Source organism: Streptomyces sp. NPDC045998 (genome assembly GCF_056430285.1).
Genome location: NZ_JBWKLJ010000001.1, coordinates 198,897 through 223,430, shown reverse-complemented (window position 1 = coordinate 223,430; position 24,534 = coordinate 198,897). Strand labels below are relative to the sequence as shown.

The following is a 24,534-nucleotide window of genomic DNA, read 5'->3' as shown; positions in this document are numbered from 1 at the left end:
TGGGTCTGTACTACCGGATCAACGATGAGCCGTACGGGTACGACTGCACCCGTACGGCTGACCGTCGCTCACGCGCCGACGCGCCCACGCGCCGGCTAGCGGCGGGGCTGGGCGTCCAGGACCTGCTGGAGCGCCTCGAACTCCTCGACGCACTTGCCGGAGCCGAGCGCCACCGAGTCCAGCGGGTCCTCGGCGATGTGGATCGGCATGCCGGTCTCGCGGCGCAGCCGCTCGTCCAGGCCGCGCAGCAGGGCGCCACCGCCGGTGAGGACGATGCCGCGGTCCATGACGTCGCCGGACAGCTCGGGCGGGCACTTGTCGAGCGTCGTCTTGACGGCGTCGACGATGGCGTTGACCGGCTCCTCGATGGCCTTGCGGACCTCGGCGGCCGAGATGACCACGGTCTTGGGCAGTCCGGAGACGAGGTCCCGGCCACGGATCTCGGTGTGCTCGTCGGTCTCCAGGTCGAACGCCGAACCGATGGTGATCTTGATCTGCTCGGCGGTCCGCTCGCCGAGGAGGAGGCTGTACTCCTTCTTGACGTGCTGGATGATCGCGTTGTCCAGCTCGTCGCCGGCCACCCGGATGGACTGTGCCGTGACGATTCCGCCGAGGGAGATGACGGCGACCTCGGTGGTGCCGCCGCCGATGTCGACGACCATGTTGCCGGTGGCCTCGTGGACCGGGAGGCCGGAGCCGATGGCCGCGGCCATGGGCTCCTCGATGATGTGCACCTGGCGCGCGCCGGCCTGCGTGGACGCCTCGATGACGGCGCGGCGCTCGACCCCGGTGATCCCCGACGGCACGCAGACCACGACCCGGGGGCGGGCGAGGTAACGGCGCTTGTGGATCTTCAGGATGAAGTACCTGAGCATCCGCTCGGTGATCTCGAAGTCGGCGATGACGCCGTCCTTCAGAGGGCGGACGGCGACGATGTTGCCGGGGGTCCGGCCGATCATCTTCTTCGCTTCGGCGCCGACCGCCAGGATGCCACCGGTGTTGGTGTTGATGGCGACGACGGACGGCTCGTTGAGGACGATGCCGCGACCCCTGACGTACACCAGCGTGTTGGCGGTCCCGAGGTCGACAGCCATGTCACGGCCGATGAACGACATTGAGTTCCCCTTGTTTCCCATGAGGATGCGTCGGGCCTTCCCAATTAGAGCGTTGACGGCTTCTCAGGTCGGCGAGGTGGGTGGTGTGGCGCGGAGATTCACATCGTAGTGCCGCCTGCGCGGACACGGCGCGGTGGCCCGCCTCTGTATAGGTGACGACGTGTCGGAGCGATGCGTTCCCGGTTGTGGCGTTCATATGCCGAAGGGCGACCGAATTCCTTCGGTCGCCCCAGGTCGTGAGCGCGGTATGACTCTGTATGGCTGACAGCAGGTCAGGCAATACCGGGGAAGAAAATCTTCAGTTCCCGAATGGCGGACTCCTCCGAGTCCGAGGCGTGGATCAGGTTCTCCCGGACGATGGTGCCGAAATCGCCCCGAATGGAGCCGGGCGCCGCGGCGATCGGGTCGGTGGGCCCGGCCAGCTGCCGTACGCCCTCGATGACGCGCTCGCCCTCGACGACGAGCGCGACGACGGGGCCGGAGGACATGAAGGCCACGAGCGGCTCGTAGAAAGGCTTGCCCTTGTGCTCGCCGTAGTGCTGCTCCAGCGTCTCCTGGTCCAGATCGCGCAGCTCCAGCGCGGTGATGGTCCAGCCGGCCTTGCGCTCGATACGGCCGATGATCTCGCCGATCAGGCCGCGCCGGACCGCGTCGGGCTTGAGCAGGACGAGCGTGCGCTGGGTCATGGGTAACGGCTCCTTGCAGGCATACGTGTGCGGTGAGGTGAGGCTACAGGGACCGGGGCGGGCGGCGGCACCCGGTCCCGGCCTGGATCCGGGGCGTCAGGCGGACGGGGTCCCGGTCGGCGGCGTGGCCGCCTCGCTCTGGGCCGCCCACCTCGCCTTGGCCTCGTCGATCTTGCGGCCGTAGTGGATCGAGGCCCACCACAGGCCCGCGAAGACCGCGCCCAGGAAGAACATGATCGGCACGACGAAGCCGCTCGCGATCAGCGCGATCTGGAGCGCCCAGCCGAGCTGGAGCCCGCCCGGGCGGGTGATCATGCCGCACAGCAGGACGGACAGCACCATCGCGACGCCGCACACCGTCCATACGGTGCCCATCGTCAGGCTGTCGTCCTTCATCGCCACCAGACCGGCGAACCCGATCACGAAGAACTCGCCGATCAGCGTGGACGCGCAGAGCGTACGCATGGAAACCTCAGCCCTTCCCCAGCAGCAGCCGGGCCTCGCCGACCGTGATCACCGAGCCGGTCACGAGCACGCCCGCGCCCGCGAACTCGCTCTCCTCCTCGGCGAGCGTGATCGCCGCCTCCAGCGCGTCGTCCAGGCGCGGCTCGACCACCACGCGGTCGTCGCCGAAGACCTCGACGGCGATGGCGGCCAGCTCGTCGGCGTCCATCGCGCGCGGGGTGGAGTTCTGGGTGACGACGACCTCGGCGAAGATCGGCTCGAACGCCTCCAGCAGGCCGCGCACGTCCTTGTCGCCGCTCGTGCCGACGACGCCGATCAGCCGGGAGAAGTTGAACGACTCGGTGATGCCGTCGGCCGTCGCCAGCGCGCCGGCCGGGTTGTGCGCCGCGTCCAGGACGACGGTCGGGCTGCGCCGTACGACCTCCAGGCGGCCCGGCGACGCGACCGAGGCGAAGGCCCGCCGGATGGTGTCGAGGTCGAGCGTGCGCGCGGCCTGCGCGCCGACGCCGAAGAAGGCCTCGACCGCCGCGAGCGCCACCGCCGCGTTGTGCGCCTGGTGGGCGCCGTACAGCGGCAGGAAGATCTCCTCGTACTCGCCGCCGAGCCCGCGCAGCGTCAGCAGCTGCCCGCCGACCGCGACCTCGCGGGCGACGACGCCGAACTCCATGCCCTCGCGGGCGACCGTCGCGTCGACCTCGACGGCCTTCTTCAGCATCACCTGGGCGGCGTCCACCGGCTGCTGCGCCAGGATGACGGTCGCGCCCTCCTTGATGATCCCGGACTTCTCGCCGGCGATCTCGGCGGGCGTGGAGCCGAGGCGGTCGGTGTGGTCCAGGGAGATGGGGGTGACGACGGCGACGTCGCCGTCGATGACGTTCGTCGCGTCCCAGCTGCCGCCCATGCCGACCTCGACGACCGCCACGTCGACCGGCGCGTCCGCGAAGGCCGCGTACGCCATTCCGGTGAGCACCTCGAAGAAGGAGAGCCGGTAGTCCTGCTGCGCGTCGACCATCTCGACGTACGGCTTGATGTCCTGGTACGTCTCGATGAAGCGCTCGGCGCTGATCGGCGCGCCGTCGAGGCTGATGCGCTCGGTGATCGACTGCACGTGCGGCGAGGTGTAGCGCCCGGTGCGCAGGTCGAAGGCGCCGAGCAGGGCCTCGATCATCCGCGCGGTGGACGTCTTGCCGTTGGTGCCGGTGATGTGGATCGACGGGTACGTGTGCTGCGGTTCGCCGAGGACGTCCATCAGCGCCGCGATGCGGGTGACCGACGGCTCCAGCTTGGTCTCGCCCCAGCGGGTGGCGAGCTCCTGCTCCACCTCCCGCAGCGCCTTGTCGACCTCGGGGTCGGCGGGCCGTGCGGGCACGAGGTCGGCTGCCTGGGGCGGTCCGGCCTGGGCGCGCAGCGTACGGCTGCCGGCCTCGATCACCGCCAGGTCGGGGTCGCGCTCGGTCTCGGCCTCGACAATCTCGTCGAAGTCGTCGAAATCGTCGCTGGACTGGCTGGGGGGCTGCTCACTCACGCGGTCCAGTCTACGGAGCGGCCCCGGAACCGAGTGGTTCCGGGGCCGCTCCGGCACTGTCATGCCGCGGCTTACGCCTTCGGCAGGTTCGCCAGCTGGCTCTCGATGCGGGTGATGTCCTCGTCCGCCTTGGCGAGGCGGGCGCGGATCTTGTCCACCACGTGGTCGGGGGCCTTGGCGAGGAACGCCTCGTTGCCGAGCTTGGCGTTCGCCTGCGCCTTCTCCTTCTCGGCGGCGGCCAGGTCCTTCGTCAGACGCTTGCGCTCCGCCTCGACGTCGATCGTGCCGGAGAGGTCGAGCGCGACCGTGGCGCCGGCGACCGGGAGGGTCGCGGTGGCCTGGAAGGCGTCGCCCTCGGGCTGGAGGCGCAGGAGCTGGCGGATGGCCGGCTCGTGGGCGACGAGGACGGTGCCGTCGAGGGTGAGGCGGGCGGGGACCTTCTGGGCGTCCTGCAGGCCCTGCTCCTTGCGGAACCGGCGGACCTCGGTGACGACCCGCTGGACGAGCTCGATCTCCCGCTCGGCGGCCTCGTCGCGGAAGCCGCTGTCCTTCGGCCAGTCGGCGATGACGACGGACTCGCCGCCGGTGAGCGCCGTCCACAGCGTCTCGGTGACGAACGGGACCACCGGGTGCAGCAGGCGCAGCATGACGTCGAGGACCTCACCGAGCACCCGGCCGGAGACCCGGGCGCCCTCGCCGCCGGCGAAGAAGGCGGTCTTCGACAGCTCGACGTACCAGTCGAAGACCTCGTCCCATGCGAAGTGGTAGAGGGCGTCGGACAGCTTCGAGAACTGGTAGTCGTCGTAGTACGCGTCGACCTCGGCGACCGTCTTGTTGAGCCGCGACAGGATCCAGCGGTCCGTGGCGGACATCCGGGACGGGTCGGGCAGCTCGCCCTCGATCGTCGCGCCGTTCATCAGGGCGAAGCGGGTGGCGTTCCAGATCTTGTTGGCGAACTTGCTGGAGGCCTGGACCCAGTCCTCGCCGATCGGGACGTCGATGCCGGGGTTGGCGCCGCGGGCGAGCGTGAAGCGCAGCGCGTCGGAGCCGTACTTGTCCATCCAGTCCAGCGGGTTGACCGCGTTGCCGAAGGACTTCGACATCTTCTTGCCGTTCTGGTCACGGACCATGCCGTGCAGGGCGATGGTGTGGAACGGCGGCGTGCCGTCCATCGCGTAGAGGCCGAACATCATCATCCGGGCGACCCAGAAGAAGAGGATGTCGTAACCGGTGACGAGGACGGAGTTCGGGTAGAACTTCGCGAGGCTGTCGGATCGCGAGGGCCAGCCGAGCGTGGAGAACGGCCACAGGCCGGACGAGAACCAGGTGTCGAGGACGTCGGTGTCCTGGTGCCAGCCGTCGCCGGCCGGGGGCTGCTCGTCGGGGCCGACGCAGACGACCTCGCCGTTGGGGCCGTACCAGACGGGGATGCGGTGGCCCCACCACAGCTGGCGGGAGATGCACCAGTCGTGGAGGTTGTCGACCCAGTCGAAGTACCGCTTCTCCATCTCCTGCGGGTGGATCTTGACCCGGCCGTCGCGGACCGCGTCACCGGCGGCCTTGGCGAGCGGACCGACCTTGACCCACCACTGCATGGACAGGCGCGGCTCGATGGTGGTCTTGCAGCGCGAGCAGTGGCCGACGGAGTGGACGTACGGGCGCTTCTCGGCGACGATCCGGCCCTCGGCGCGCAGGGCGGCGACGATGGCGGAGCGGGCCTCCATGCGGTCCAGGCCCTGGAAGGGGCCGTGGGCGGTGATGACGGCGCGCTCGTCCATGACGGCGAGGTTCGGCAGGTTGTGGCGCTGGCCGATCTCGAAGTCGTTCGGGTCGTGCGCCGGGGTCACCTTGACGGCGCCGGTGCCGAACTCGGGGTCGACGTGCTCGTCGGCGACGACGGGGATGCGGCGGCCGGTGAGCGGCAGCTCGATCTCGCGGCCGACGAGGTGCTGGTAGCGCTCGTCGTCGGGGTGGACGGCGACGGCGGTGTCGCCGAGCATCGTCTCGGCGCGGGTGGTGGCGACGACGATGGCGTCGTCACCCTCGCCGTACCGGATGGAGACGAGCTCGCCGTCGTCGTCCTGGTACTCCACCTCGATGTCGGAGATGGCGGTGAGGCAGCGCGGGCACCAGTTGATGATGCGCTCGGCGCGGTAGATGAGCTCGTCGTCGTAGAGCTTCTTGAAGATGGTCTGGACGGCCTGGGAGAGGCCCTCGTCCATGGTGAAGCGCTCGCGGGACCAGGCGACGCCGTCGCCGAGGCGGCGCATCTGGCCGGAGATCTGGCCGCCGGACTCGGCCTTCCACTGCCAGACGCGCTCGACGAAGGCCTCGCGGCCCAGGTCGTGGCGGGACTTGCCCTCCTTGGCGAGCTCGCGCTCGACGACGTTCTGCGTGGCGATGCCGGCGTGGTCCATGCCGGGCTGCCACAGCGTCTCGTAGCCCTGCATCCGCTTGCGGCGGGTGAGGGCGTCGATCAGCGTGTGCTCGAAGGCGTGGCCCAGGTGGAGGCTGCCGGTGACGTTCGGCGGGGGGATGACGATGGTGTACGGCGGCTTGTCGCTGTGCTCGTCGGCCTCGAAGTAACCGCGCTCCACCCAGCGCTCGTACAGCGGCCCCTCTACCTCGGCCGGCGCGTAGGTGGTCGGCAGTTCGGGGACGGATGCTGGCTGCTGCTGAGTGTTCTCGGTCACGGGCCACAGTTTAGAGGTGTCACAGGCCCGTACTGAAACGGGAATCTTCCGTAACGGTGTGGGCCCCCGCCGTGCCATGGGGAACCCCTTTCGGCCAGGATGTGAGGAACGCATAAGCATTCGGAGGGGAACCCTTTAATGAGTTACAACCAGCCGGGCCCGTACGGCGGACAGCCCCAGCAGCCGGGACCGTACGGTCAGCCGGGCCCTTACGGCCAGCCCCCGCAGCAGCCGCAGGCGCCCCAGCCCGGCTACGGCTACCCCCAGCAGGCCCCGCCGCCGCAGCCCCAGGGCTACGGCTACCCGCAGCAGCCGCCGGCCCCGTACGGCCAGCCCCCGCAGCAGCCCTACGGCGCGGGCCCGGGTGCCTACCCGCCGCCCCCGCCGCCGGTCTCGGGCGGCGGCGGCAAGAAGACGGGCATCATCCTGGGCTCGGTCGCCGTGGTCGTGGCGCTGGGTGTGGGCGCGTACTTCGTGTTCGGCGCGGGCGGCGGCAACGGCGCGGTCGGGGACGACACCAAGGGGTACAAGCTGACCCCGGCGGCGTCGGTCGGCGAGTACAAGAAGGAGAAGGACAGCTCGGAGACGATGGACGCCAAGGAGAAGCAGGAGGCGGAAACGCTCCTTGGCATCAAGAATCCGCAGCAGGCGGGCGCCAACTACAAGGCGGGGTCGGAGTCCGAGCCTCTCAAGGGCAAGTCCATGAGCCTGAACGGCCTGTGGGGTGAGATCGCCGACCCGGAGAAGGCGCTCGACGGCTACTTCGCGATGATCGAGAAGAAGTCGAAGGAGGAGCCGGACGAGGACATCACCGTCGAGCTGGTGGGCAGCCCCACCGCCATGGAGCCGGCCGGTTTCGAGGGCGCGCTGATGAAGTGCCAGCTGCTCAAGTCCGTCCCGAAGGGGGACGCGAGCGGCATGGGCCCGAAGAGCTTCGAGGTGCCGCTCTGCGTCTGGGCCGACTACAGCACGCTCGGTGCGGTGAACGTCGTGGACATGGCCCAGATGATGACCAGCGGCAAGGGTCTGCCGCAGGAGCAGGTCGCGGAGATGGCCGCGAAGGCGTACAACGCTTCGCGCACCAAGGTCTGACGCAAGCGGAAGGGGCCCGCACGGTTCGGTGAACCGTGCGGGCCCCTTCGCTGTGCCGCTGCGTTACGCCTTACGCCTTGCGCCTCACGCCGACTTCTCGTGGCGCCCCTGGTCCTTGACGACCCGCGGGACCAGCGTCGGGTTGACGTTGTTGTGGACGACGTCCGCCGTGATGACGACGCGGGCCACGTCCTTGCGGGACGGGACCTCGTACATCACGGACATCAGGACCTCTTCCATGATGGCGCGCAGACCGCGGGCGCCCGTGCCGCGGAGGATCGCCTGGTCGGCGATGGCCTCCAGGGCCGGGCGGTCGAAGTCCAGCTCCACGCCGTCGAGTTCGAAGAGGCGCTGGTACTGCTTGACCAGCGCGTTGCGCGGCTCGACGAGGATCTTCAGCAGGGCCTCGCGGTCGAGGTTGTGGACCGAGGTGATGACCGGGAGGCGGCCGATGAACTCGGGGATCATGCCGAACTTGACCAGGTCCTCCGGCATGACCTCCTGGAACTGGTCGCTGGCCTCGATCTCGCGCTTGGAGCGGATCGTCGCGCCGAAGCCGATGCCCTTGGCGCCCGCCCGCGACTCGATGATCTTCTCCAGGCCGGCGAAGGCACCGCCCACGATGAACAGGACGTTCGTCGTGTCGATCTGGATGAACTCCTGGTGCGGGTGCTTGCGGCCGCCCTGCGGCGGCACGGAGGCCGTGGTGCCTTCCAGGATCTTGAGGAGGGCCTGCTGCACGCCCTCGCCGGAGACGTCGCGCGTGATCGACGGGTTTTCGCTCTTACGGGCGACCTTGTCGATCTCGTCGATGTAGATGATGCCCGTCTCGGCCTTCTTGACGTCGTAGTCGGCGGCCTGGATGAGCTTCAGCAGGATGTTCTCGACGTCCTCGCCCACGTACCCGGCCTCCGTGAGCGCCGTCGCGTCGGCGATGGCGAACGGGACGTTGAGCATCCGGGCGAGCGTCTGGGCCAGGAGGGTCTTGCCGGAGCCCGTGGGGCCCAGCAACAGGATGTTGGACTTGGCGAGTTCGATCGCGTCGTCCCGGCCCTGCGCGCCGCCGTTCTCGCCGGCCTGGACGCGCTTGTAGTGGTTGTACACCGCGACGGAGAGGGCCTTCTTCGCGGGCTCCTGCCCGACGACGTACCCCTCCAGGAACTCGTAGATCTCGCGCGGCTTGGGGAGTTCCTCCCACCGCACCTCGGAGGTCTCTGCGAGCTCCTCCTCGATGATCTCGTTGCAGAGGTCGATGCACTCGTCGCAGATGTACACACCGGGGCCTGCGATGAGCTTCTTCACCTGCTTCTGGCTCTTTCCGCAGAACGAGCACTTGAGCAGGTCGCCGCCATCACCGATGCGTGCCACGAGGTGCTTCCCCTTCGCCTGGGAGCGGCTTGGTTCAGCCTGCTCCTGGTGCCTCATATCCGACGGTACCTTGCCGGGCCCCCCGTACGGGCCCCCCTTGGCACGGTTCACACCGCGCCAAGGGGAGGTTGGTCCGTCAGGCAGCCGCCGCGGCGGTGCTCTTACGGGTCGAGACGATCTGGTCGACGAGGCCGTACGCGAGGGCGTCCTCGGCGGTGAGGATCTTGTCGCGCTCGATGTCGTCGCGGATCTTCTCGATCGGCTGGGTGGAGTGCTTCGCCAGCATCTCCTCCAGCTGCGTACGCATGCGCAGGATCTCGTTGGCCGCGATCTCCAGGTCGGAGAGCTGCTCACGGCCGGTGCCGCCGGACGGCTGGTGGATCAGCACGCGGGCGTTCGGCAGCGCCATCCGCTTGCCCGGCGTACCGGCGGCGAGCAGCACGGCCGCGGCGGAGGCCGCCTGGCCCATGCACACCGTCTGGATGTCCGGCTTCACGAACTGCATCGTGTCGTAGATCGCCGTCAGCGCGGTGAAGGAGCCACCGGGGCTGTTGATGTAGATGGAGATGTCGCGGTCCGGGTCCATCGACTCCAGGCACAGCAGCTGCGCCATGACGTCGTTGGCGGAGGCGTCGTCGATCTGCACGCCGAGGAAGATCACGCGCTCCTCGAAGAGCTTCGCGTACGGGTCGTACTCGCGCACGCCCTGGGACGTGCGCTCGACGAAGCGGGGGACGACGTACCGGCTGTCCACCTGGGGGCCGGTGTAGAGGCCGCTCGCTGAGAAGTTGCTCATGTGGGTGTTCACCATCCTGGTGGCGTTCGGCGGGCTGTGAGGCGGGAGGTTGGGGCGGTACGGCGCGGCTGCTCGGGCAGCTCAGGCGCCGGTGCCGCCACCACCCGGAACGCCCGCGGCGGCGGACATGATGTCGTCGATCAGGCCGTACTCCTTGGCCTCCGTCGCGGTGAACCAGCGGTCGCGGTCGCCGTCGCGGATGATCGTCTCCACGGTCTGGCCGGAGTGGTGCGCGGTGATCTCGGCCATGCGCCTCTTCGTACGGAGGAGGTACTCGGCCTGGATCTTGATGTCCGAGGCGGTGCCACCGATGCCGGCGGAGCCCTGGTGCATCAGGATGTCGGTGTTCGGCAGCGCGAAGCGCTTGCCGGCGGTGCCGCCGGTGAGGAGGAACTGGCCCATGGAGGCCGCCATGCCCATACCGATGGTGACGACGTCGTTCGGGATGTACTGCATGGTGTCGTAGATCGCCATGCCGGCCGTCACCGAGCCACCCGGGCTGTTGATGTACAGGTAGATGTCCTTGTCCGGGTCGGCGGCAAGGAGCAGCATCTGCGAGGTGATCTTGTTGGCGATGTCGTCGTCCACCGCCTGACCGAGGAAGATGATCCGCTCACCGAGCAGCCGGTTGTAGACATGGTCGCCGAGGCCGCCACCGATGGACGGCTCACCCGCGGCGTGAGGCTTCAGATTCGTCACGTATCCACCTGCTCGTCTCTGACGGCTCCGGCGGCCGTCTCAGCGTCTTCGTACTTTGGCGGGTATCCCCCTGCCCTCGTACTCATGGACCCTAACGCGCAGGTGGGACAACACCATCCTGCTTCCCGGACTGTTCGCTGGGAGCGCAAGGTCCGGGGGCTACCTGGGGTCCATAGTGCGTACGTCCGTACGCCTGTACGTCCGTACGGCGACGGGCCCGGCCGCACGCGGGGTGCGGGCCGGGCCCGTCGGACGTTCTACCGGACCGCAGAGCGGTCAGGGTGAGGCTCAGGCCTCGGACTTGCCCTCGGCCTCGTCCTCGGACGCCTCGGCGGCGGCCTCAGCGGCCTCGGTGCCCTCCTCGGCCTCGTCCTCGTCGTCCCCGAGGTCGACCGGCTCACCGTTGGTGTCGACGACCTTGGCGGCCTCGACGACGGCCGCGAGGGCCTTGCCGCGGGCGACCTCGCCGACCAGCATCGGGACCTGGCCGCCCTCGACGACGGCCTTGGCGAACTGGTCGGGGCTCATGCCGGAGGAGGCGGCACGGCGCATCAGGTGCTCGGTCAGCTCGTCCTGGTTGACGTTGAGCTTCTCGCGGGAGACCAGCTCGTCGAGGATGAACTGGGTCTTGATGCCCTTGATCGCCTGCTCGCGCGTCTCCGCGTCGAACTCCTCGGCGGTCTTGCCCTGGAGCTCCAGGTACTTGTCGAGGGTCAGGCCCATCTGGCCGAGCTGGTGGTGCTCGAGGTTGTGCTTGCGGGTGTTGACCTCGTCCTCGAGGAGCTTCTCGGGGAGCGGGACCTCGACCAGCTTCAGCAGCTCGTCGAGGACGCGCTCCTGGGCCTGGGTGGCCTGGTCGTACTGCTTCATGTTCTCGAGGCGCTTGCGGCTGTCGGCCTTCAGCTCGTCGAGGGTGTCGAACTCGGACGCCATCTGGGCGAAGTCGTCGTCGAGCTCGGGGAGCTCACGGGCGGCGACCTGGGTGACCTTGACGGTGACCTCGGCCTCCTTGCCCTCGGCGGAGCCGCCCTTCAGCGTGGAGGTGAAGGTGGCCTCGCCGCCGGCCTCCAGGCCGGTGACGGCCTCGTCGATGCCCTCGAGGAGCTCGCCGGAGCCGATGGTGTACTGCACGCCGCTCGCGACGCCGTCCGGGAGGACCTCGCCGTCGACCTTGGCCTCGAGGTCGATCGTCACGACGTCGCCCTCGGCGGCGGCGCGCTCGACCGGGGAGGTGGAGGCGAAGCGCTCGCGCAGCTGCTCCACGGACTTCTCGACGTCCTCGTCGCTGACCTCGACGGCGTCGACGGTGACCTCGATGCCGGAGTAGTCCGGGATCTCGATCGCCGGACGGATGTCGACCTCGGCGGTGAAGGCCAGCAGCTCGCCGTCCTTCAGCTCGGTGATGTCCACGTCGGGCTGGCCCAGCGGGTTGACGTCGGCCTCGTTGATGGCCTCCGTGTAGAACTTCGGGAGGGCGTCGTTGACGGCCTCCTCCAGCACCGCACCCCGGCCGAACCGCTGGTCGATCACCCGGGCAGGGATCTTGCCCTTACGGAAGCCCTTGACCGTGACCTGCTGGTTGATCTTCTTGTACGCCGCGTCGAGGCTGGCCTTGAGCTCCTCGAAGGGCACCTCGACAGTGAGCCGAACCCGAGTCGGGTTCAGGGTCTCCACGGCGCTCTTCACGGTTCGGTCTCCTTGGTGACTGATTCTTGGTTTCTGCCGGGGCCGCTTGGTCGGGCGGCCCGGCTGATCGGCCCGGTCACAGAGACACACGGGCACGCAGCTTGCATAGTAACCGCAAGCGGGATCGGGCCCACAATGTGATCTTGGTTGCGCGGCACGCCCGGCGACGGGAACGCGGAGGGGGAATGGTCGGGGTGGCGGGATTTGAACCCACGGCCTTCCGCTCCCAAAGCGGACGCGCTACCAAGCTGCGCCACACCCCGTCGGTGCGACACGTAGGGTACATGGCCGCGGGCGGTGCGTCGGCATGTTTGAGGGGCGTGCGGCGACGGGCCCGGACCCGTTACGATGCTCTTCGTGCCGCGGCCCACGTGACCTGCGGTGCGCCGCTTGCGGGCGTAGCTCAATGGTAGAGCCCTAGTCTTCCAAACTAGCTACGCGGGTTCGATTCCCGTCGCCCGCTCTCACCGGCTCAGGGCCAGGTCGGAGGTTCATCCTCCGACCTGGCCCTGACGCGTTTCGCCGCACCTCGCTTCCGCGTGCGGCGCGCGCACCCGCGCGGCCGGGGCGTCAGAAGCGGATCTGGTTGATGGAGGACGCTATCGAGTCCAGGAACTTCTGGATCGACGGCGCCATCCCGGTGGAGGCGAGGAAGAAGCCGAAGAGCGCGGCGACGATCGCGGGCCCGGCTTTGATCGAGCCGCTGCGGATCATCACCACGAGGATGATCGCCAACAGCAGTACCATGGACAGTGAGATGGCCACACTGATCACACCCTCGGTCGGTCGGTCTCCGCTTGCCGGCCGGGGGCGGGCAGCCCGGCGCACCCCCGTTCGGCTCATCGTGCCACCAACCTTGCCCGGATCCCGCCCCCCTGACGCATCGTCGACGGACCGAACCATCCCGCCACCGCGCGTTCCGAAAAAATTACTGCTCATTCCAAGTGATGGTTCCGCTCCGCACACAGGGTGGTCACAAGAAATTCGCAGCGTGTCCGTGTGGTAATTCTTCGTCGAAAATCACGTAACGATATGCCCCATTTAAGAGGGATTAATTGGGGCATATCGCACGGTTGACGGTCGTGTCAGCCGCGAATGGGCGCGCCTTCCCAAGCGTTTTACGAATACGCCGGAGCGCTACTAAGGTGCCTGGGATGTTCCACGCTCCGCAGGGAAATCAAAGGGCCCCGCTCCCGCCGGCCCGAGAGGCACCGCAAGCACGGGAGGAACCGGAGGCACCGGAGGCACGCACCGTCGACAGACCCGTGAGGACGGGTGAGACGGGTGCCGGGACGGGTACGCGGCGCGCCGCGACGGGTGCGCAGGGCGCCGGGCGCGACCCCTGGTTCGACAACGCCAAGTACCTGGCGATCGTGCTCGTGGCCGTGGCGCACGCGTGGGAGCCCGTCATGGAGGGCAGCCGGGCGACCCGGGCCCTCTACATGCTCGTGTACACCTTCCACATGCCGGCCTTCATCCTCATCTCCGGCTACTTCTCCCGCACCTTCACCGCCAAGCCGCACCAGATGCGGCGGCTGGTCACCGGCATCGCCGTGCCGTACCTCGTGTTCGAGACGGCGTACACGCTCTTCCGGCGCTGGGCCGGCGACCCCGCGCAGGTCTTCAGCCTGACCGACCCCTTCTACCTGACCTGGTTCCTGATCGCGCTGTTCGTGTGGCGGCTGACCGCGCCCCTGTGGCGCACCCTGCGCCATCCGCTGCCGGTGGCGCTGGTGATCGCCTGCCTCGCCTCGCTCACGCCGGACATCAGCGATGACCTGGACCTCCAGCGGATCCTGCAGTTCCTGCCGTTCTTCGTCCTGGGCGTGACCCTGAAGCCCGAGCACTTCGCGCTGGTACGGAGCCGGCCGGTGCGGCTGGCGGCGCTCCCGCTGGCCGCGGGGGCGCTGGTGTTCGCGTACTGGGTGGCACCGCGGGTGCGGATGGGCTGGTTCTACCGCTCCACCAGCGCCCCGGAGCTGGGGTACGCCTGGTGGACGGGGCCCCTGATGACGCTGGGCCTGTTCGCCTGCGCGCTGCTGCTGACGGTGGCGTTCCTGGCGTGGGTGCCGGGCCGGCGGACCTGGTTCACCGTGCTGGGCGCGGGCACCATCTGCGGCTACCTGCTGCACGGCTTCCTGACGAAGTCCCTCGACTACTTCGAGGTCGTCCCCGCGCACCCCTGGCTCACCGAGCCGGCCGGCCTGGTCGCCACGACCCTGGCCGCCGCGGCGGCCGTGACGCTGCTGTGTACGCCGCCGGTGCGGCGCGTCCTGCGGTGCGTGACGGAGCCGGAGATGGAGTGGGCGTTCCGCAGGGAGCCCGACGGGCTCAGGAAGGGCTGAGCCCCAGCAGCGCGCGCATCGTCGCGTACTTCGCGGTCAACCGGGCCCGGGTCGCCTCGTCCAGTACGGCGAGGCGGTCCGGGTCCGCGTTGTGTGCGAGGTCGGCCTCCTTGACGAGGCGGGCGCCCGGCACGGCGAGGACGCGGGCGGCGTACGCGGCGGGGTCCTCGCCGGGCCGCTTGGTGAGGGCCAGGACGATGTCCTTGACCTCCTGCGGCAGCGCGGCGGCCGCGAGCCACTCCTCGGACAGCCGGTCGTCCTCCACCGCGTCGTGCAGCCACGCGGCCGCCGTCTGGGCGTCGTCGCCGCCTCGCGCGCGTACCCCTTCGGCCACCGCCCGGAGGTGCTCGGCGTAGGGGCGGCCCGCCTTGTCGGTCTGGCCGGCGTGGGCCTCGCGGGCGAGCGCCTCGACCTCTTCCAGCGTCAGGTACGTCATCGCCGCCTACGCCTCCCGGGTGATCAGCAGCAGCGCCCGGTCGTCGTTGACGTCCTTCGCGCACGCCTCGATGAGGTGCCAGGCCGCGCCCTCGAAGCCCGAGGCGACGTAGCGGTCCGCCTCGCCCGTCAGGCGGTCGATGCCCTCGGCGATGTCCCGGTCCGCCGCCTCGACCAGGCCGTCGGTGAAGAGCATGAGCACGTCGCCGGGGCGCAGGGAGCCCTTGACCGGGTGGAACTCGGCGCCGTCGTACACGCCCAGCAGCGGGCCCTCGCCGGTCTTCTCCTCCCAGCGGCCGCTGCCCGCGTGCAGCTGGAGCGCCGGCAGGTGCCCCGCCGACAGCAGCTCGTAGTCGCCGGAGTCCAGGTCCAGTACGAGGTGGATGGAGGTGGCGAAGCCCTCCTGCCAGTCCTGGCGCAGCAGGTAGCCGTTGGCGGCCGGGAGGAAGCCGTGCGGCGGCAGCGAGCCGAGCAGGCCGCCGAAGGCGCCCGACAGCAGCAGGGCGCGCGACCCCGCGTCCATGCCCTTGCCGGACACGTCGGTGAGGACGACCTCCAGGGTGCGGCCGCCGTGGGTGCGGGCCGCGACGACGAAGTCTCCGGAGAAGGACTGGCCGCCGGCCGGGCGCAGCGCCATCTCGTGGTGCCAGCCCTTGGGCAGCTCCGGCAGGGCGCTCTGGACCCGGATGCGTTCGCGCAGGTCGAACAGCATGGTGCCGCCGCGCCGCCAGGGCACGCCGACGCGGGCGCGGAACTGCGCCAGCAGCAGCCCGAACAGGCCGCACGCGGCCACCACGAGCACCGTGCCGGGGGTGACGCGCGCCGCGCCCTCCGTATACGGGCCGAGGGCCAGCGACTCGACGATCAGCGCCGCGGCGGCCGCCGCGTACAGGCCCAGCAGGCTCGCGGGGCGCAGCAGCAGGCCGCCGGCGACGATCGGCAGGACGAGCGCCGCCGGTGCGGCCCACACGGGGTTGGCGATGGTGAAGAGCGTGATGGCCGGGACGGTGAGCAGCAGGCCCGCGAAGGCGATCCAGTCGGAGCCGTCGCCGCGGAAGTAGTCCACGGCGGATTTGCGCAGGGCGATACGGGCCCGGCGCGTCGACTTCCGCATCCGGGCCAGGTACGCGTCCACTCGTGCGCTACGGGCCATTGGCCTGGACCCTATCCATCCGGTCGGCCCGCGTGCAGGGGGACCCCTATGACAATGCGTTCGAAATTGGGTCGCCCCGGGCGCTCCCCGCTGCTAGGCATGGCATATGACGACGGAATTACGGGTGCTCCACCCGGACGAATGGGACCGCTGGTACGGGCAGCTCGAGCTGGCGTTCGGGGGCGTGCCGGAGGCTCCGGAGGAGCGCGAGCTGTGGCGTGAGCTGACCGAGTGCGAGCGCTCGCTGGGCGTCTGGGACGGGGGGACCTGCGTCGGTACGGCCGGGTCGTTCTCCTTCCGGCTCTCCGTGCCGGGCGGGGCGCTGGTGCCGGCGGCCGGCGTGTCGATGGTGAGCGTGGCGCCGACGCACCGCAGGCGGGGCGTGCTGACGTCGATGATGCGGCGCCAGCTCGATGACGTACGGGAGTGGGGGGAGCCGCTGGCGGTGCTGACGGCGTCCGAGCAACCCATCTACGGGCGCTTCGGATACGGCGTCGCGACCCAGCAGTTGCGCGCGGAGATCGACACGACTCGGGTCCGGCTGTCCGTGCCGGACGGGACGGATGACGTAGGGCTACGGCTCGTGGCGCCCGCGGAGGCGAGCGCGGCGTGCGAGGCGGTGTACGCGCGCATGGTGACGGAGCGGCCGGGGATGATCGCCCGCAAGCCCGGCTGGGAGCGGCTGCCGCTGCTGGACCCGCCGGGTGAGCGCGGGGGCGCCTCGCCGCTCCAGTGCGTGCTGGCCGAACGGGCCGGTGAGGTGGTGGGGTACGCGCTGCACACCAACACGCCGGGGTTCGAGCCGGCCGGCGCCAAGGGGCGTATCACCGTGCGGTACCTGGGGGCGCTGGACCCGGCGGCGTACGCGGCGCTGTGGCGGTACCTCTTCGGCATCGACCTGACGACGACGGTCCAGTTCTGGAACCGTCCGGTGGACGACGCCTGGCAGCTGCTCGTCTCGGACATCCGCCGCTGCGGGGTGAGCCCGCGCGACGGGCTCTACGTGCGGCTGGTGGAGGCGGGCGCGGCGCTGGAGGCACGGGCCTACCAGACGCCGGTGGACGTGGTCCTGGAGGTGGAGGACCCCTTCTGCCCCTGGAACGCCGGCCGCTGGCGGCTGTCCGGCGACGCCAAGGGCGCCGTCTGCTCCCGGACGCGCGACACGCCGGACCTGGCCCTGTCGGTACGGGACCTGGGCGCGGCGTACCTGGGCGGGTTCAGCCTGGCGTCGCTCGCGGCCGCGGGCCGGGTGCGGGAGCTGCGGCGGGGCGCGCTGGCCGAGGCGTCCCTGGCCTTCGGCTCATCCGTCGCGCCCTGGCTGCCTCACGGCTTCTGACAGCCGGGGCACCAGAAGAGGTTGCGGGCGGCGAGGCCGGCGGTGCGGATCTCGCCGCCGCAGACGTGGCAGGGCAGGTTGGCCCGGCGGTAGACGTACACCTCGCCGCCGTGGTCGTCGACGCGGGGCGGGCGTCCCATCGCCTCGGGCGTGTGCTCGGGCCGTACGGTGTCGATGCGGTTGTTCCGCACGCCCTCGCGCATCAGCGCCACGAGGTCGTCCCAGATGGCGTGCCACTCGCCCTCGGTGAGGTCCTTGCCGGGGCGGTACGGGTCGATGCCGTGCCGGAAGAGCACCTCGGCGCGGTAGACGTTGCCGACGCCGGCGATGACCTTCTGGTCCATGAGCAGCGCGGCGATGGTGGTACGGCTCCGGGAGATGCGGCGCCACGCCTTGCCGGGGTCGTCGCCGTCCCGGAGCGGGTCGGGGCCGAGCCGCTCGTGTATCGCCCGCTTCTCGGGCTCGGTGATCAGGGCGCAGGCGGTGGGGCCGCGGAGGTCGGCGTAGTGCTCGCCGTTGACCAGGCGCAGGCGGACGGTGTCGGTCGGCGGGGGCGCGGGGGTGGGGCCGAAGCCGAGCTTGCCGAAGAGGCCGAGGTGGATGTGGACCCAGTCGGTCCCGTCTTCGTCGAAGCCGAGGAAGAGGTGCTTGCCGTGGGCGTCGGCGGTGGTGAGGACCCGGCCGTCGAGGAGGGCGGCGCTGTCGGAGAACTTGCCCTGGGGGCTGGAGACGCGGACCGCGCGGCCGCCGAAGCGGGCGAGGTGGTCCTGCGCGAGGCGGTGGATGGTGTGCCCTTCGGGCATGCGGTTCTCCTCTCGGGGGCGGGGGCCTCGTGGGGCGGGGCCTCTCGGAGCGGGGGCGTCTCGCGGGCGGAGGCCTCACGGAGCGGGGGCGTCCCCCATCCGGAACCGGGAGCTCACGGCTCGGGCCGTTGCCGAGGCCCCCGTGATCCTGCGCGGCCCCCGGCGGGAGTGCCGCGCCCGGGTGGCCGCAGCGGAAGAGGCCCCACCCGTCGGGAGGGGCCTCTCGTCTGCCGGGGTCAGTCCTGCTGGGGGTGGTGCGCCGGGATCGGGGGGAGCTCGCCGGTGGTCTCGTAGGCCGAGAGCATCTCGATGCGGCGCGTGTGGCGCTCCTCGCCCGAGTACGGGGTGTTCAGGAAGGTCTCCACGAACTTCGTGGACTCCTCCAGGGAGTGCATGCGGCCGCCGATCGCGACGACGTTGGCGTTGTTGTGCTCGCGGCCCAGCGCGGCCGTCCGCTCGCTCCAGGCGAGGGCCGCCCGGACACCCTTCACCTTGTTCGCGGCGATCTGCTCGCCGTTGCCGGAGCCGCCGATCACGATGCCGAGGCTCTCCGGGTCCGCGGCGGTCTTCTCCGCGGCGCGGAGGCAGAACGGCGGGTAGTCGTCCTGGGCGTCGTAGATGTGGGGGCCGCAGTCGACGGGCTCGTGGCCGTGGGCCTTGAGCCACTCGACGAGGTGGTTCTTGAGTTCGTATCCGGCATGGTCGGAACCGAGGTACACGCGCATGCGGACGAGTGTGGCACGCGCCCGGGCCATGGCCGGTCAGCGGGGCCCCTCGGGGTGCCCGAGGGTCACGATCCGGAATCGGGACTTTCGGCCCTCACGGGTCCCGTGTTTGCATGCACGGACTCGTCACCCGAGTACCGCACAGACGTAAGGAATCGTCCATGACGACGCAGCCGACCCTCCCGAAGGAAGGCGGAACGACCGGAGACCCCGGCATTTCGCAGTCCTCCGACGGTCTCAAGGCCGGACTCAAGAACCGCCACCTGTCCATGATCGCCATCGGCGGAGTGATCGGCGCCGGCCTCTTCGTGGGGTCCGGTGCCGGTATCGCCGCCGCCGGCCCGGCCATCCTGCTGTCGTACGCCCTCGTGGGCGCGATGGTCGTGTTCGTGATGCGCATGCTGGGCGAGATGGCCGCCGCGCGCCCGACCTCCGGCTCCTTCTCCGCCTACGCGGAGCAGGCCCTCGGCCGCTGGGCCGGCTTCTCGATCGGTTGGCTGTACTGGTTCTTCTGGGTCGTGGTGCTGGCCGTGGAGGCCACCGCCGGCGCCCAGATCCTGGAGCACTGGATACCGGCCGTCCCGCAGTGGGGCTGGGCCCTGATCGTGATGGTGGTGCTGACCGCGACGAACCTCGCCTCGGTCTCCTCGTACGGAGAGTTCGAGTTCTGGTTCGCCGGGATCAAGGTCGTGGCGATCGCCGCGTTCGTGGCGGTCGGCCTGCTCGCCGTCTTCGGCCTGCTGCCGGGCTCGGACAACCCGGGCGCGGGCTTCGCGCACCTGACGGACACCGGGGGCTTCTTCCCGATGGGCGCCGGAGCGGTGCTCACGGGTGTGCTGATGGTGGTCTTCTCGTTCATGGGCAGCGAGATCGTGACCCTCGCCGCCGGCGAGTCGGAGGACCCGCAGCGGGCGGTCACCAAGGCGACGAACAGCGTGATCTGGCGCATCGCGGTCTTCTACCTGGGCTCGATCTTCGTCGTCCTGACGCTGCTGCCGTGGAACGACAAGTCCATCGTGGACAAGGGCTCCTACGTGGCCGCGCTGAACTCGATCGGCATCCCCAACGCCGGCACGGTCATGGAGGTCATCGTCCTCACCGCCGTGCTGTCGTGCCTCAACTCGGGGCTGTACACGGCTTCCCGGATGGCGTTCTCGCTGGGTCAGCGCGGTGAGGCCCCCCGGGCGTTCGCGCGGACCAACGCGCGGGGCGTGCCGCAGGCCGCGATCCTGTCGTCGGTGCTGTTCGGCTTCGTGGCCGTCTTCTTCAACTACAAGTGGCCGGACACCGTCTTCGCGTTCCTGCTGAACTCCTCCGGCGCGGTCGCCCTCTTCGTGTGGCTGGTCATCTGCGTCACGCAGCTGCGGATGCGCGGGATCATCCTGCGCGAGTCGCCCGAGAAGCTCGTCGTGCGGATGTGGCTCTTCCCGTACCTGACGTGGGCGACGATCGCGATGATCACCTTCGTGCTGGGCTACATGCTCTACAAGGGCGGGGACGCGCGTGAGCAGGTCGTCCTGTCGCTGGCCGTGGCCGCGGTCGTCCTGGTGATCGCGCTGGTGCGCGACGCGATGCGGCGCCAGAGCCGCGCGTAGGGACACCAGAGGGACATGAGAAGGCTCTCCGCACCCCATCGGGTGCGGAGAGCCTTTTCGTACGTCCGGTTCGTGCGGCCGGTTCGTGCGGCCGGTTCGTACGGCCGGAGGCGCCGCCTCAGCCCTTGCGGCCGGCCAGCTTCCACGCGGCCGGCAGCGCGCCCATCGCCAGCGCCGCCTTCAGGGCGTCGCCGATGAGGAACGGCACCATGCCCTTCGCCACGGCCTCGGTCAGCGTCATGCCGGTGGCGAGCGCCAGGTACGGCACGCCGACGGCGTAGATGATCAGGGAGCCGAGCGCCATCGTGCCCGCCATGCGCGCCACGGAGCGGTCGGCCCCGCGCCGGGCCAGGGCGCCGACGACGGTCGAGGCGAGCAGCATGCCGAGGATGTAGCCGAAGGACGGCATGGCGTACCCGGAGCTCGACTGCGCGAACCACGGCACGCCCGCCACGCCGGCGATCACGTACAGCGCGAGGGAGAGGAAGCCGCGGCGGGCGCCGAGCGCGGTGCCGACGAGGAGCGCGGCGAAGGTCTGGCCGGAGACGGGGACCGCGAAGCCGGGCGGCTGGACGGCTATCTGGGCGGCGATACCGGTGAGCGCGGCACCGCCGACGACGAGCGCGATGTCACGGGTGCGGCTGGCGGGCAGGAGGTCGGCCAGGACCGTACCGGTACGGACGGTGGGGGCGGCGGCAGTGCTCATCGGGGGCTCCGCGGGGTGAGGGCAGGTGAGGACAGGCTGACGCTAGCCCAGGAGTGAACGGGCGATCACCGTCAGCCGATGACAAAGCGCCGGCCGAGCACTTGGTGGAGTTCGTACAAAGGCGGCCGCCCACACCCTGTCCGGCGTGACCCTTGTCACTAGGACGTCCTGACGGACCGTCCTTTTTGCGCCAGGTGCGCTCCAGCGGGAAGACTGTGGGCTCCCACCAAACAGCACCCTTTGCGAGAGTACGAGCACCATGCACGACGCCCCTCCGGCCGCCCCCTCGGCCCCGCTTGCCCCGGAGCCCGAGCCCCTCTCGCACGGCTTGAAGCAGCGTCATCTGACGATGCTGGGCCTGGGCGGGGTGATCGGCGCCGGGCTGTTCGTCGGCTCGGGCGCCGGGATCGCGGTCGCCGGGCCCGGCATCGTGCTGTCGTACCTGATCGCGGGCGCGCTGGCGATGCTGATCATGCGGATGCTCGGCGAGATGTCGGCGGCGATGCCCGCCTCGGGTGCCTTCTCGGTGCACGCCGAGCGGGCGCTGGGCCGCTGGGCGGGGTTCAGCGTCGGCTGGCTGTACTGGTTCCTGCTGGTGGTGGTGCTGGCGGTGGAGGCGTCGGGCGCGGCGCGGATCGCGCACGGCTGGGTGCCGGGCGTGCCGCAGTGGGCCTGGGTGCTGGTGTTCATGGTGGTGTTCACGGCCACGAACCTGACGGCAGTGAAGAACTTCGGCGAGTTCGAGTTCTGGTTCGCGGCGCTGAAGGTCGGCGCGATCGTGCTGTTCCTGGCGCTGGGGGTGGCGGCGATCCTCGGGTGGCTGCCGGAGACGGATCCGGTGGGGATGGCGAACCTGACCGGACAGGGCGGGTTCCTGCCGGCCGGCTGGGACGGCGTGGTCTCCGGGGTGCTGGTGGTGGTCTTCGCCTTCGGCGGCCTGGAGGTCGTGACGATCGCCGCCGCCGAGTCCGAGGACCCGGCGCGCAACGTGGCACGCGCGGTGCGCAGCGCCGTGTGGCGGATCCTCTTCTTCTACGTCGGCTCGATGCTGGTCGTGGTGACGCTGCTGCCGTGGACGTCGATGGAGCCCGGGAAGAGCCCGTACGTCGCGGTGCTGGACGCGGTCGGGGTGCCGTCGGCCGGACAGATCATGAACATCGTGGTCTTCGTGGCCCTGCTGTCGGCGCTCAACGCCAATCTGTACGGGTCCTCACGGATGGTGTTCTCGCTGGCGGAGCGCGGCGAGGCACCGAAGGGTCTGCTGGCGGTGTCACGGGGAGGCGTGCCGCGGCGGGCGGTGCTGGCGTCGGTGGCGTTCGGCTTCGTCTCCGTACTGCTCAATCTCAAGTGGCCGGAATCCGTGTTCCTCTACATGCTCAACGCGGTCGGCGCGGTGCTGCTGTTCGTGTGGAGCTTGATCGCCGTGTCGCAGCTGCGGCTGCGGCGGCGCATCGAGCGGGAGGCGCCGGAGAGGCTGTCCCTCCGCATGTGGGGGTTCCCGTGGCTGACGTACGCGGCGCTGGCCGCGATGGCGGCGGTGGTGGCGCTGATGCTGGCCGACGACGGGACGCGCCCCCAGGTGCTGTGGTCGGGCGGGGCGACGGCGGTTGTCCTGATCGTTGCGGCGGCCCGGGAGTGGCGGACGCGCCGCCATTTGTGAAGAATTCGTGTTCATTCCTTCACAATGTGTGAGCACGGTGTCCGTATAGCGGTCCGCTGTTCCCTGTGAGCGGTGCGCCCCCACAGACTGTGGGCCACACGCAGCCCCCCGTCTCAGCTACGAACAGGGCACACCCATGTCTCGGACCCCCGCGCCCGCATCCGCCGACTCGGCCCCCGCCGAGTCGACGCCTGCCGGCACCTCGTCGCCGGTCGTCGACGTACCGCTCGCCAGCGGACTGAAGCAGCGGCATCTGTCGATGATCGCCCTCGGCGGCGTCATCGGCGCCGGCCTCTTCGTCGGCTCCGGCACCGCCATCGCCGCCGCCGGCCCGTCGATCATTCTCGCGTACGCGATATCCGGCGCGCTCGTCATGCTCGTGATGCGCATGCTGGGCGAGATGGCGGCGGCCAATCCGGCGTCCGGCTCCTTCTCGGTGCACGCCGAGCGGGCCATCGGGCCGTGGGCGGGCTTCACCGCGGGTTGGTCCTTCTGGTTCCTGCTCTGCGTGGCCGTCGGCCTGGAGGCCATGGGCGCCTCCCAGATCATGGTCGGCTGGTTCCCGGACAGCCCGCCGTGGATGTGGGTCGCCCTCTTCATGGTGGTGTTCTGCGGGACGAACCTCGCGGCCGTGAAGAACTTCGGCGAGTTCGAGTTCTGGTTCGCCGCCCTCAAGGTCGGCGCGATCGTGCTCTTCCTGGGCATCGGCGTCCTCGCCATCCTGGGCCTCCTGCCCGGCACGGACTCCCCCGGCGCCGGCAACCTCACCGGCCACGGCGGCTTCATGCCGAACGGCTCCGAGGGCCTGATCGTCGGCCTGCTCGCCTCCGTCTTCGCGTACGGCGGCCTGGAGACGGTCACGATCGCCGCGGCCGAGTCCGAGAACCCCGTGCAGGGCGTCGCGAAGGCCGTCCGCACGGCCATGTGGCGGATCGCCATCTTCTACGTCGGCTCGATGGCCGTCGTCGTCACGCTGCTGCCGTGGACGCACGAGTCGGTCGCCAAGAAGGGCCCGTACGTCGCCACGCTGGAGCACCTGGGCATCCCGGGTGCCGAGCAGACCATGAACGTCGTCGTGCTGATCGCCCTGCTCTCCGCGATGAACGCCAACATCTACGGCGCCTCCCGCATGGCGAACTCGCTGGTCGCCCGCGGGTGGGGTCCCAAGCTGCTCGGGAAGCTCTCCGGCGGTGTGCCGCGCGTCGCCGTCCTCGCGTCGTCGGTCATCGGCTTCGTCTGCGTGCTGCTCAGCTACTGGAGCCCGGACCGGCTCTTCGGCTGGCTCCTCAACACCATCGGCGCGATCATCCTCGTGGTCTGGTTCTTCATCGCGGTCTCGCAGCTGCTGCTGCGCCGCCGGCTGGAGCGGGAGGCGCCCGAGAAGCTGGTCGTGAAGATGTGGGCGTACCCGTACCTGACGTACGTGGCGCTGGCCGGCATGGCGGCGGTCTTCGTGCTGATGGCCCGCGACGAGGGCACGCGCGAGCAGCTCTACTTCACGGGCGGGCTGACGCTGACGCTCGCGGTGATCGGCTACATCCTCCAGATGACCCGCGCGGAGTCCGCGCAGCCGGAGGCCAAGGCCCCCGAGAAGGTCTGACCCGAGCCTTAACCACTGCAGGGCCCCGGTGCACCGTGTGCGCCGGGGCCC

21 protein-coding genes and 2 tRNA genes are annotated in these 24,534 nt (G+C 70.1%); 7 read left to right on the top strand and 16 right to left on the bottom strand.

Annotation, left to right across the window (positions count from 1 at the left end; genetic code table 11):
- Positions 1-95: 95 nt before the first annotated feature.
- The 5 genes from AC07FJ_RS00975 to AC07FJ_RS00955 all read right to left on the bottom strand — a co-directional run bounded on the left by AC07FJ_RS00975 (position 96) and on the right by AC07FJ_RS00955 (position 6,484).
- Positions 96-1,115, bottom strand: coding sequence for a rod shape-determining protein (locus AC07FJ_RS00975; RefSeq protein ID WP_355360994.1), 1,020 nt, complete (start codon positions 1,113-1,115; stop codon positions 96-98).
- A 272-nt stretch (positions 1,116-1,387) separates the two neighbouring features.
- On the bottom strand, positions 1,388-1,801 hold the full coding sequence (gene ndk, locus AC07FJ_RS00970; protein ID WP_403551320.1) for a nucleoside-diphosphate kinase: 414 nt from the start codon (positions 1,799-1,801) through the stop codon (positions 1,388-1,390).
- 96 nt (positions 1,802-1,897) lie between these two features.
- The gene (locus AC07FJ_RS00965) at positions 1,898-2,266 is read right to left on the bottom strand and encodes a DUF4233 domain-containing protein (RefSeq protein ID WP_479043934.1); all 369 of its coding nucleotides are present in this window, start codon (positions 2,264-2,266) and stop codon (positions 1,898-1,900) included.
- A gap of 7 nt (positions 2,267-2,273) precedes the next feature.
- Positions 2,274-3,791, bottom strand: coding sequence for a bifunctional tetrahydrofolate synthase/dihydrofolate synthase (folC, locus tag AC07FJ_RS00960; RefSeq protein WP_479043932.1), 1,518 nt, complete (start codon positions 3,789-3,791; stop codon positions 2,274-2,276).
- Positions 3,792-3,862: 71 nt separating this feature from the next.
- Complete coding sequence (locus AC07FJ_RS00955) at positions 3,863-6,484, bottom strand: valine--tRNA ligase (protein ID WP_479043930.1); 2,622 nt, start codon at positions 6,482-6,484, stop codon at positions 3,863-3,865.
- 138 nt (positions 6,485-6,622) lie between these two features.
- Between AC07FJ_RS00955 and AC07FJ_RS00950 the strand changes: the two genes are divergently transcribed.
- Complete coding sequence (locus AC07FJ_RS00950; protein WP_479043928.1) at positions 6,623-7,576, top strand: hypothetical protein; 954 nt, start codon at positions 6,623-6,625, stop codon at positions 7,574-7,576.
- Positions 7,577-7,660: 84 nt separating this feature from the next.
- Here AC07FJ_RS00950 and clpX read toward each other — a convergent pair whose 3' ends face one another.
- The 5 genes from clpX to AC07FJ_RS00925 all read right to left on the bottom strand — a co-directional run bounded on the left by clpX (position 7,661) and on the right by AC07FJ_RS00925 (position 12,388).
- Positions 7,661-8,944 (bottom strand): ATP-dependent Clp protease ATP-binding subunit ClpX, encoded by a 1,284-nt coding sequence (gene clpX / locus AC07FJ_RS00945; RefSeq protein WP_355360976.1) that lies wholly within the window; start codon positions 8,942-8,944, stop codon positions 7,661-7,663.
- A gap of 136 nt (positions 8,945-9,080) precedes the next feature.
- The gene (locus AC07FJ_RS00940; protein WP_361413486.1) at positions 9,081-9,755 is read right to left on the bottom strand and encodes an ATP-dependent Clp protease proteolytic subunit; all 675 of its coding nucleotides are present in this window, start codon (positions 9,753-9,755) and stop codon (positions 9,081-9,083) included.
- Between the two features lie 66 nt (positions 9,756-9,821).
- Positions 9,822-10,439: an ATP-dependent Clp protease proteolytic subunit gene (locus AC07FJ_RS00935; RefSeq protein ID WP_361413483.1), complete on the bottom strand. Its 618-nt coding sequence runs from the start codon at positions 10,437-10,439 to the stop codon at positions 9,822-9,824.
- Positions 10,440-10,727: 288 nt separating this feature from the next.
- A complete protein-coding gene (gene tig, locus AC07FJ_RS00930; RefSeq protein ID WP_479043924.1) occupies positions 10,728-12,125 on the bottom strand; it encodes a trigger factor in 1,398 nt (465 codons plus the stop codon).
- Between the two features lie 186 nt (positions 12,126-12,311).
- Positions 12,312-12,388, bottom strand: a tRNA-Pro gene (locus AC07FJ_RS00925).
- A 129-nt stretch (positions 12,389-12,517) separates the two neighbouring features.
- On the opposite strand from AC07FJ_RS00925, the gene AC07FJ_RS00920 reads away from it, so the two are divergent.
- Positions 12,518-12,588 (top strand) — tRNA-Gly (locus AC07FJ_RS00920).
- A gap of 107 nt (positions 12,589-12,695) precedes the next feature.
- Here the strand turns inward: AC07FJ_RS00920 and AC07FJ_RS00915 are convergent.
- On the bottom strand, positions 12,696-12,890 hold the full coding sequence (locus AC07FJ_RS00915) for a hypothetical protein (protein WP_479043922.1): 195 nt from the start codon (positions 12,888-12,890) through the stop codon (positions 12,696-12,698).
- A gap of 389 nt (positions 12,891-13,279) precedes the next feature.
- Between AC07FJ_RS00915 and AC07FJ_RS00910 the strand changes: the two genes are divergently transcribed.
- Positions 13,280-14,470 (top strand): acyltransferase family protein, encoded by a 1,191-nt coding sequence (locus tag AC07FJ_RS00910; RefSeq protein ID WP_479043919.1) that lies wholly within the window; start codon positions 13,280-13,282, stop codon positions 14,468-14,470.
- Here AC07FJ_RS00910 and AC07FJ_RS00905 read toward each other — a convergent pair.
- Entirely contained in the window at positions 14,457-14,906 is a 450-nt protein-coding gene (locus AC07FJ_RS00905) for an HD domain-containing protein (RefSeq protein WP_468291236.1), read from the bottom strand. The genes AC07FJ_RS00910 and AC07FJ_RS00905 overlap by 14 nt on opposite strands.
- A 6-nt stretch (positions 14,907-14,912) precedes the next feature.
- Positions 14,913-16,058: a SpoIIE family protein phosphatase gene (locus AC07FJ_RS00900; RefSeq protein WP_468290960.1), complete on the bottom strand. Its 1,146-nt coding sequence runs from the start codon at positions 16,056-16,058 to the stop codon at positions 14,913-14,915.
- A gap of 106 nt (positions 16,059-16,164) precedes the next feature.
- On the opposite strand from AC07FJ_RS00900, the gene AC07FJ_RS00895 reads away from it, so the two are divergent.
- Complete coding sequence (locus tag AC07FJ_RS00895; RefSeq protein WP_479043915.1) at positions 16,165-17,394, top strand: GNAT family N-acetyltransferase; 1,230 nt, start codon at positions 16,165-16,167, stop codon at positions 17,392-17,394.
- Here the strand turns inward: AC07FJ_RS00895 and AC07FJ_RS00890 are convergent.
- Together AC07FJ_RS00890 and AC07FJ_RS00885 are read right to left on the bottom strand one after the other, a co-directional pair.
- Positions 17,382-18,197, bottom strand: a complete 816-nt coding sequence (locus tag AC07FJ_RS00890) for an Fpg/Nei family DNA glycosylase (protein ID WP_479043913.1) — start codon at positions 18,195-18,197, stop codon at positions 17,382-17,384. The two genes, AC07FJ_RS00895 and AC07FJ_RS00890, sit on opposite strands and share 13 nt — an antisense overlap.
- A 236-nt stretch (positions 18,198-18,433) precedes the next feature.
- A complete protein-coding gene (locus AC07FJ_RS00885) occupies positions 18,434-18,922 on the bottom strand; it encodes a ribose-5-phosphate isomerase (protein ID WP_479043910.1) in 489 nt (162 codons plus the stop codon).
- A gap of 161 nt (positions 18,923-19,083) precedes the next feature.
- On the opposite strand from AC07FJ_RS00885, the gene AC07FJ_RS00880 reads away from it, so the two are divergent.
- Entirely contained in the window at positions 19,084-20,517 is a 1,434-nt protein-coding gene (locus AC07FJ_RS00880) for an amino acid permease (RefSeq protein WP_479043907.1), read from the top strand.
- A 118-nt stretch (positions 20,518-20,635) separates the two neighbouring features.
- Here AC07FJ_RS00880 and AC07FJ_RS00875 read toward each other — a convergent pair whose 3' ends face one another.
- Entirely contained in the window at positions 20,636-21,223 is a 588-nt protein-coding gene (locus AC07FJ_RS00875; protein ID WP_468290945.1) for a biotin transporter BioY, read from the bottom strand.
- A gap of 259 nt (positions 21,224-21,482) precedes the next feature.
- On the opposite strand from AC07FJ_RS00875, the gene AC07FJ_RS00870 reads away from it, so the two are divergent.
- Positions 21,483-22,883: an amino acid permease gene (locus tag AC07FJ_RS00870; protein ID WP_479043905.1), complete on the top strand. Its 1,401-nt coding sequence runs from the start codon at positions 21,483-21,485 to the stop codon at positions 22,881-22,883.
- A 136-nt stretch (positions 22,884-23,019) separates the two neighbouring features.
- Positions 23,020-24,483 carry an amino acid permease gene (locus AC07FJ_RS00865; protein WP_479043902.1) on the top strand — a complete coding sequence of 488 codons (1,464 nt, stop codon included), beginning with the start codon at positions 23,020-23,022 and terminating at the stop codon, positions 24,481-24,483.
- The last annotated feature ends 51 nt before the right edge of the window (positions 24,484-24,534 follow it).

Bases quoted from the DNA above. Each gene is read 5' to 3' on its own strand.
- AC07FJ_RS00880 (WP_479043907.1), top strand. From the start codon at position 19,084: ATGACGACGCAGCCGACCCTCCCGAAGGAAGGCGGAACGACCGGAGAC.
- AC07FJ_RS00950 (WP_479043928.1), top strand. From the start codon at position 6,623: ATGAGTTACAACCAGCCGGGCCCGTACGGCGGACAGCCCCAGCAGCCG.
- AC07FJ_RS00905 (WP_468291236.1), bottom strand. From the start codon at position 14,906: ATGACGTACCTGACGCTGGAAGAGGTCGAGGCGCTCGCCCGCGAGGCC.
- AC07FJ_RS00895 (WP_479043915.1), top strand. From the start codon at position 16,165: ATGACGACGGAATTACGGGTGCTCCACCCGGACGAATGGGACCGCTGG.
- AC07FJ_RS00940 (WP_361413486.1), bottom strand. From the start codon at position 9,755: ATGGTGAACACCCACATGAGCAACTTCTCAGCGAGCGGCCTCTACACC.
- AC07FJ_RS00875 (WP_468290945.1), bottom strand. From the start codon at position 21,223: ATGAGCACTGCCGCCGCCCCCACCGTCCGTACCGGTACGGTCCTGGCC.
- AC07FJ_RS00900 (WP_468290960.1), bottom strand. From the start codon at position 16,058: ATGGCCCGTAGCGCACGAGTGGACGCGTACCTGGCCCGGATGCGGAAG.
- AC07FJ_RS00870 (WP_479043905.1), top strand. From the start codon at position 21,483: ATGCACGACGCCCCTCCGGCCGCCCCCTCGGCCCCGCTTGCCCCGGAG.
- AC07FJ_RS00975 (WP_355360994.1), bottom strand. From the start codon at position 1,115: ATGTCGTTCATCGGCCGTGACATGGCTGTCGACCTCGGGACCGCCAAC.
- AC07FJ_RS00910 (WP_479043919.1), top strand. From the start codon at position 13,280: ATGTTCCACGCTCCGCAGGGAAATCAAAGGGCCCCGCTCCCGCCGGCC.
- AC07FJ_RS00865 (WP_479043902.1), top strand. From the start codon at position 23,020: ATGTCTCGGACCCCCGCGCCCGCATCCGCCGACTCGGCCCCCGCCGAG.
- AC07FJ_RS00890 (WP_479043913.1), bottom strand. From the start codon at position 18,197: ATGCCCGAAGGGCACACCATCCACCGCCTCGCGCAGGACCACCTCGCC.
- ndk (WP_403551320.1), bottom strand. From the start codon at position 1,801: ATGACCCAGCGCACGCTCGTCCTGCTCAAGCCCGACGCGGTCCGGCGC.
- AC07FJ_RS00965 (WP_479043934.1), bottom strand. From the start codon at position 2,266: ATGCGTACGCTCTGCGCGTCCACGCTGATCGGCGAGTTCTTCGTGATC.
- AC07FJ_RS00885 (WP_479043910.1), bottom strand. From the start codon at position 18,922: ATGCGCGTGTACCTCGGTTCCGACCATGCCGGATACGAACTCAAGAAC.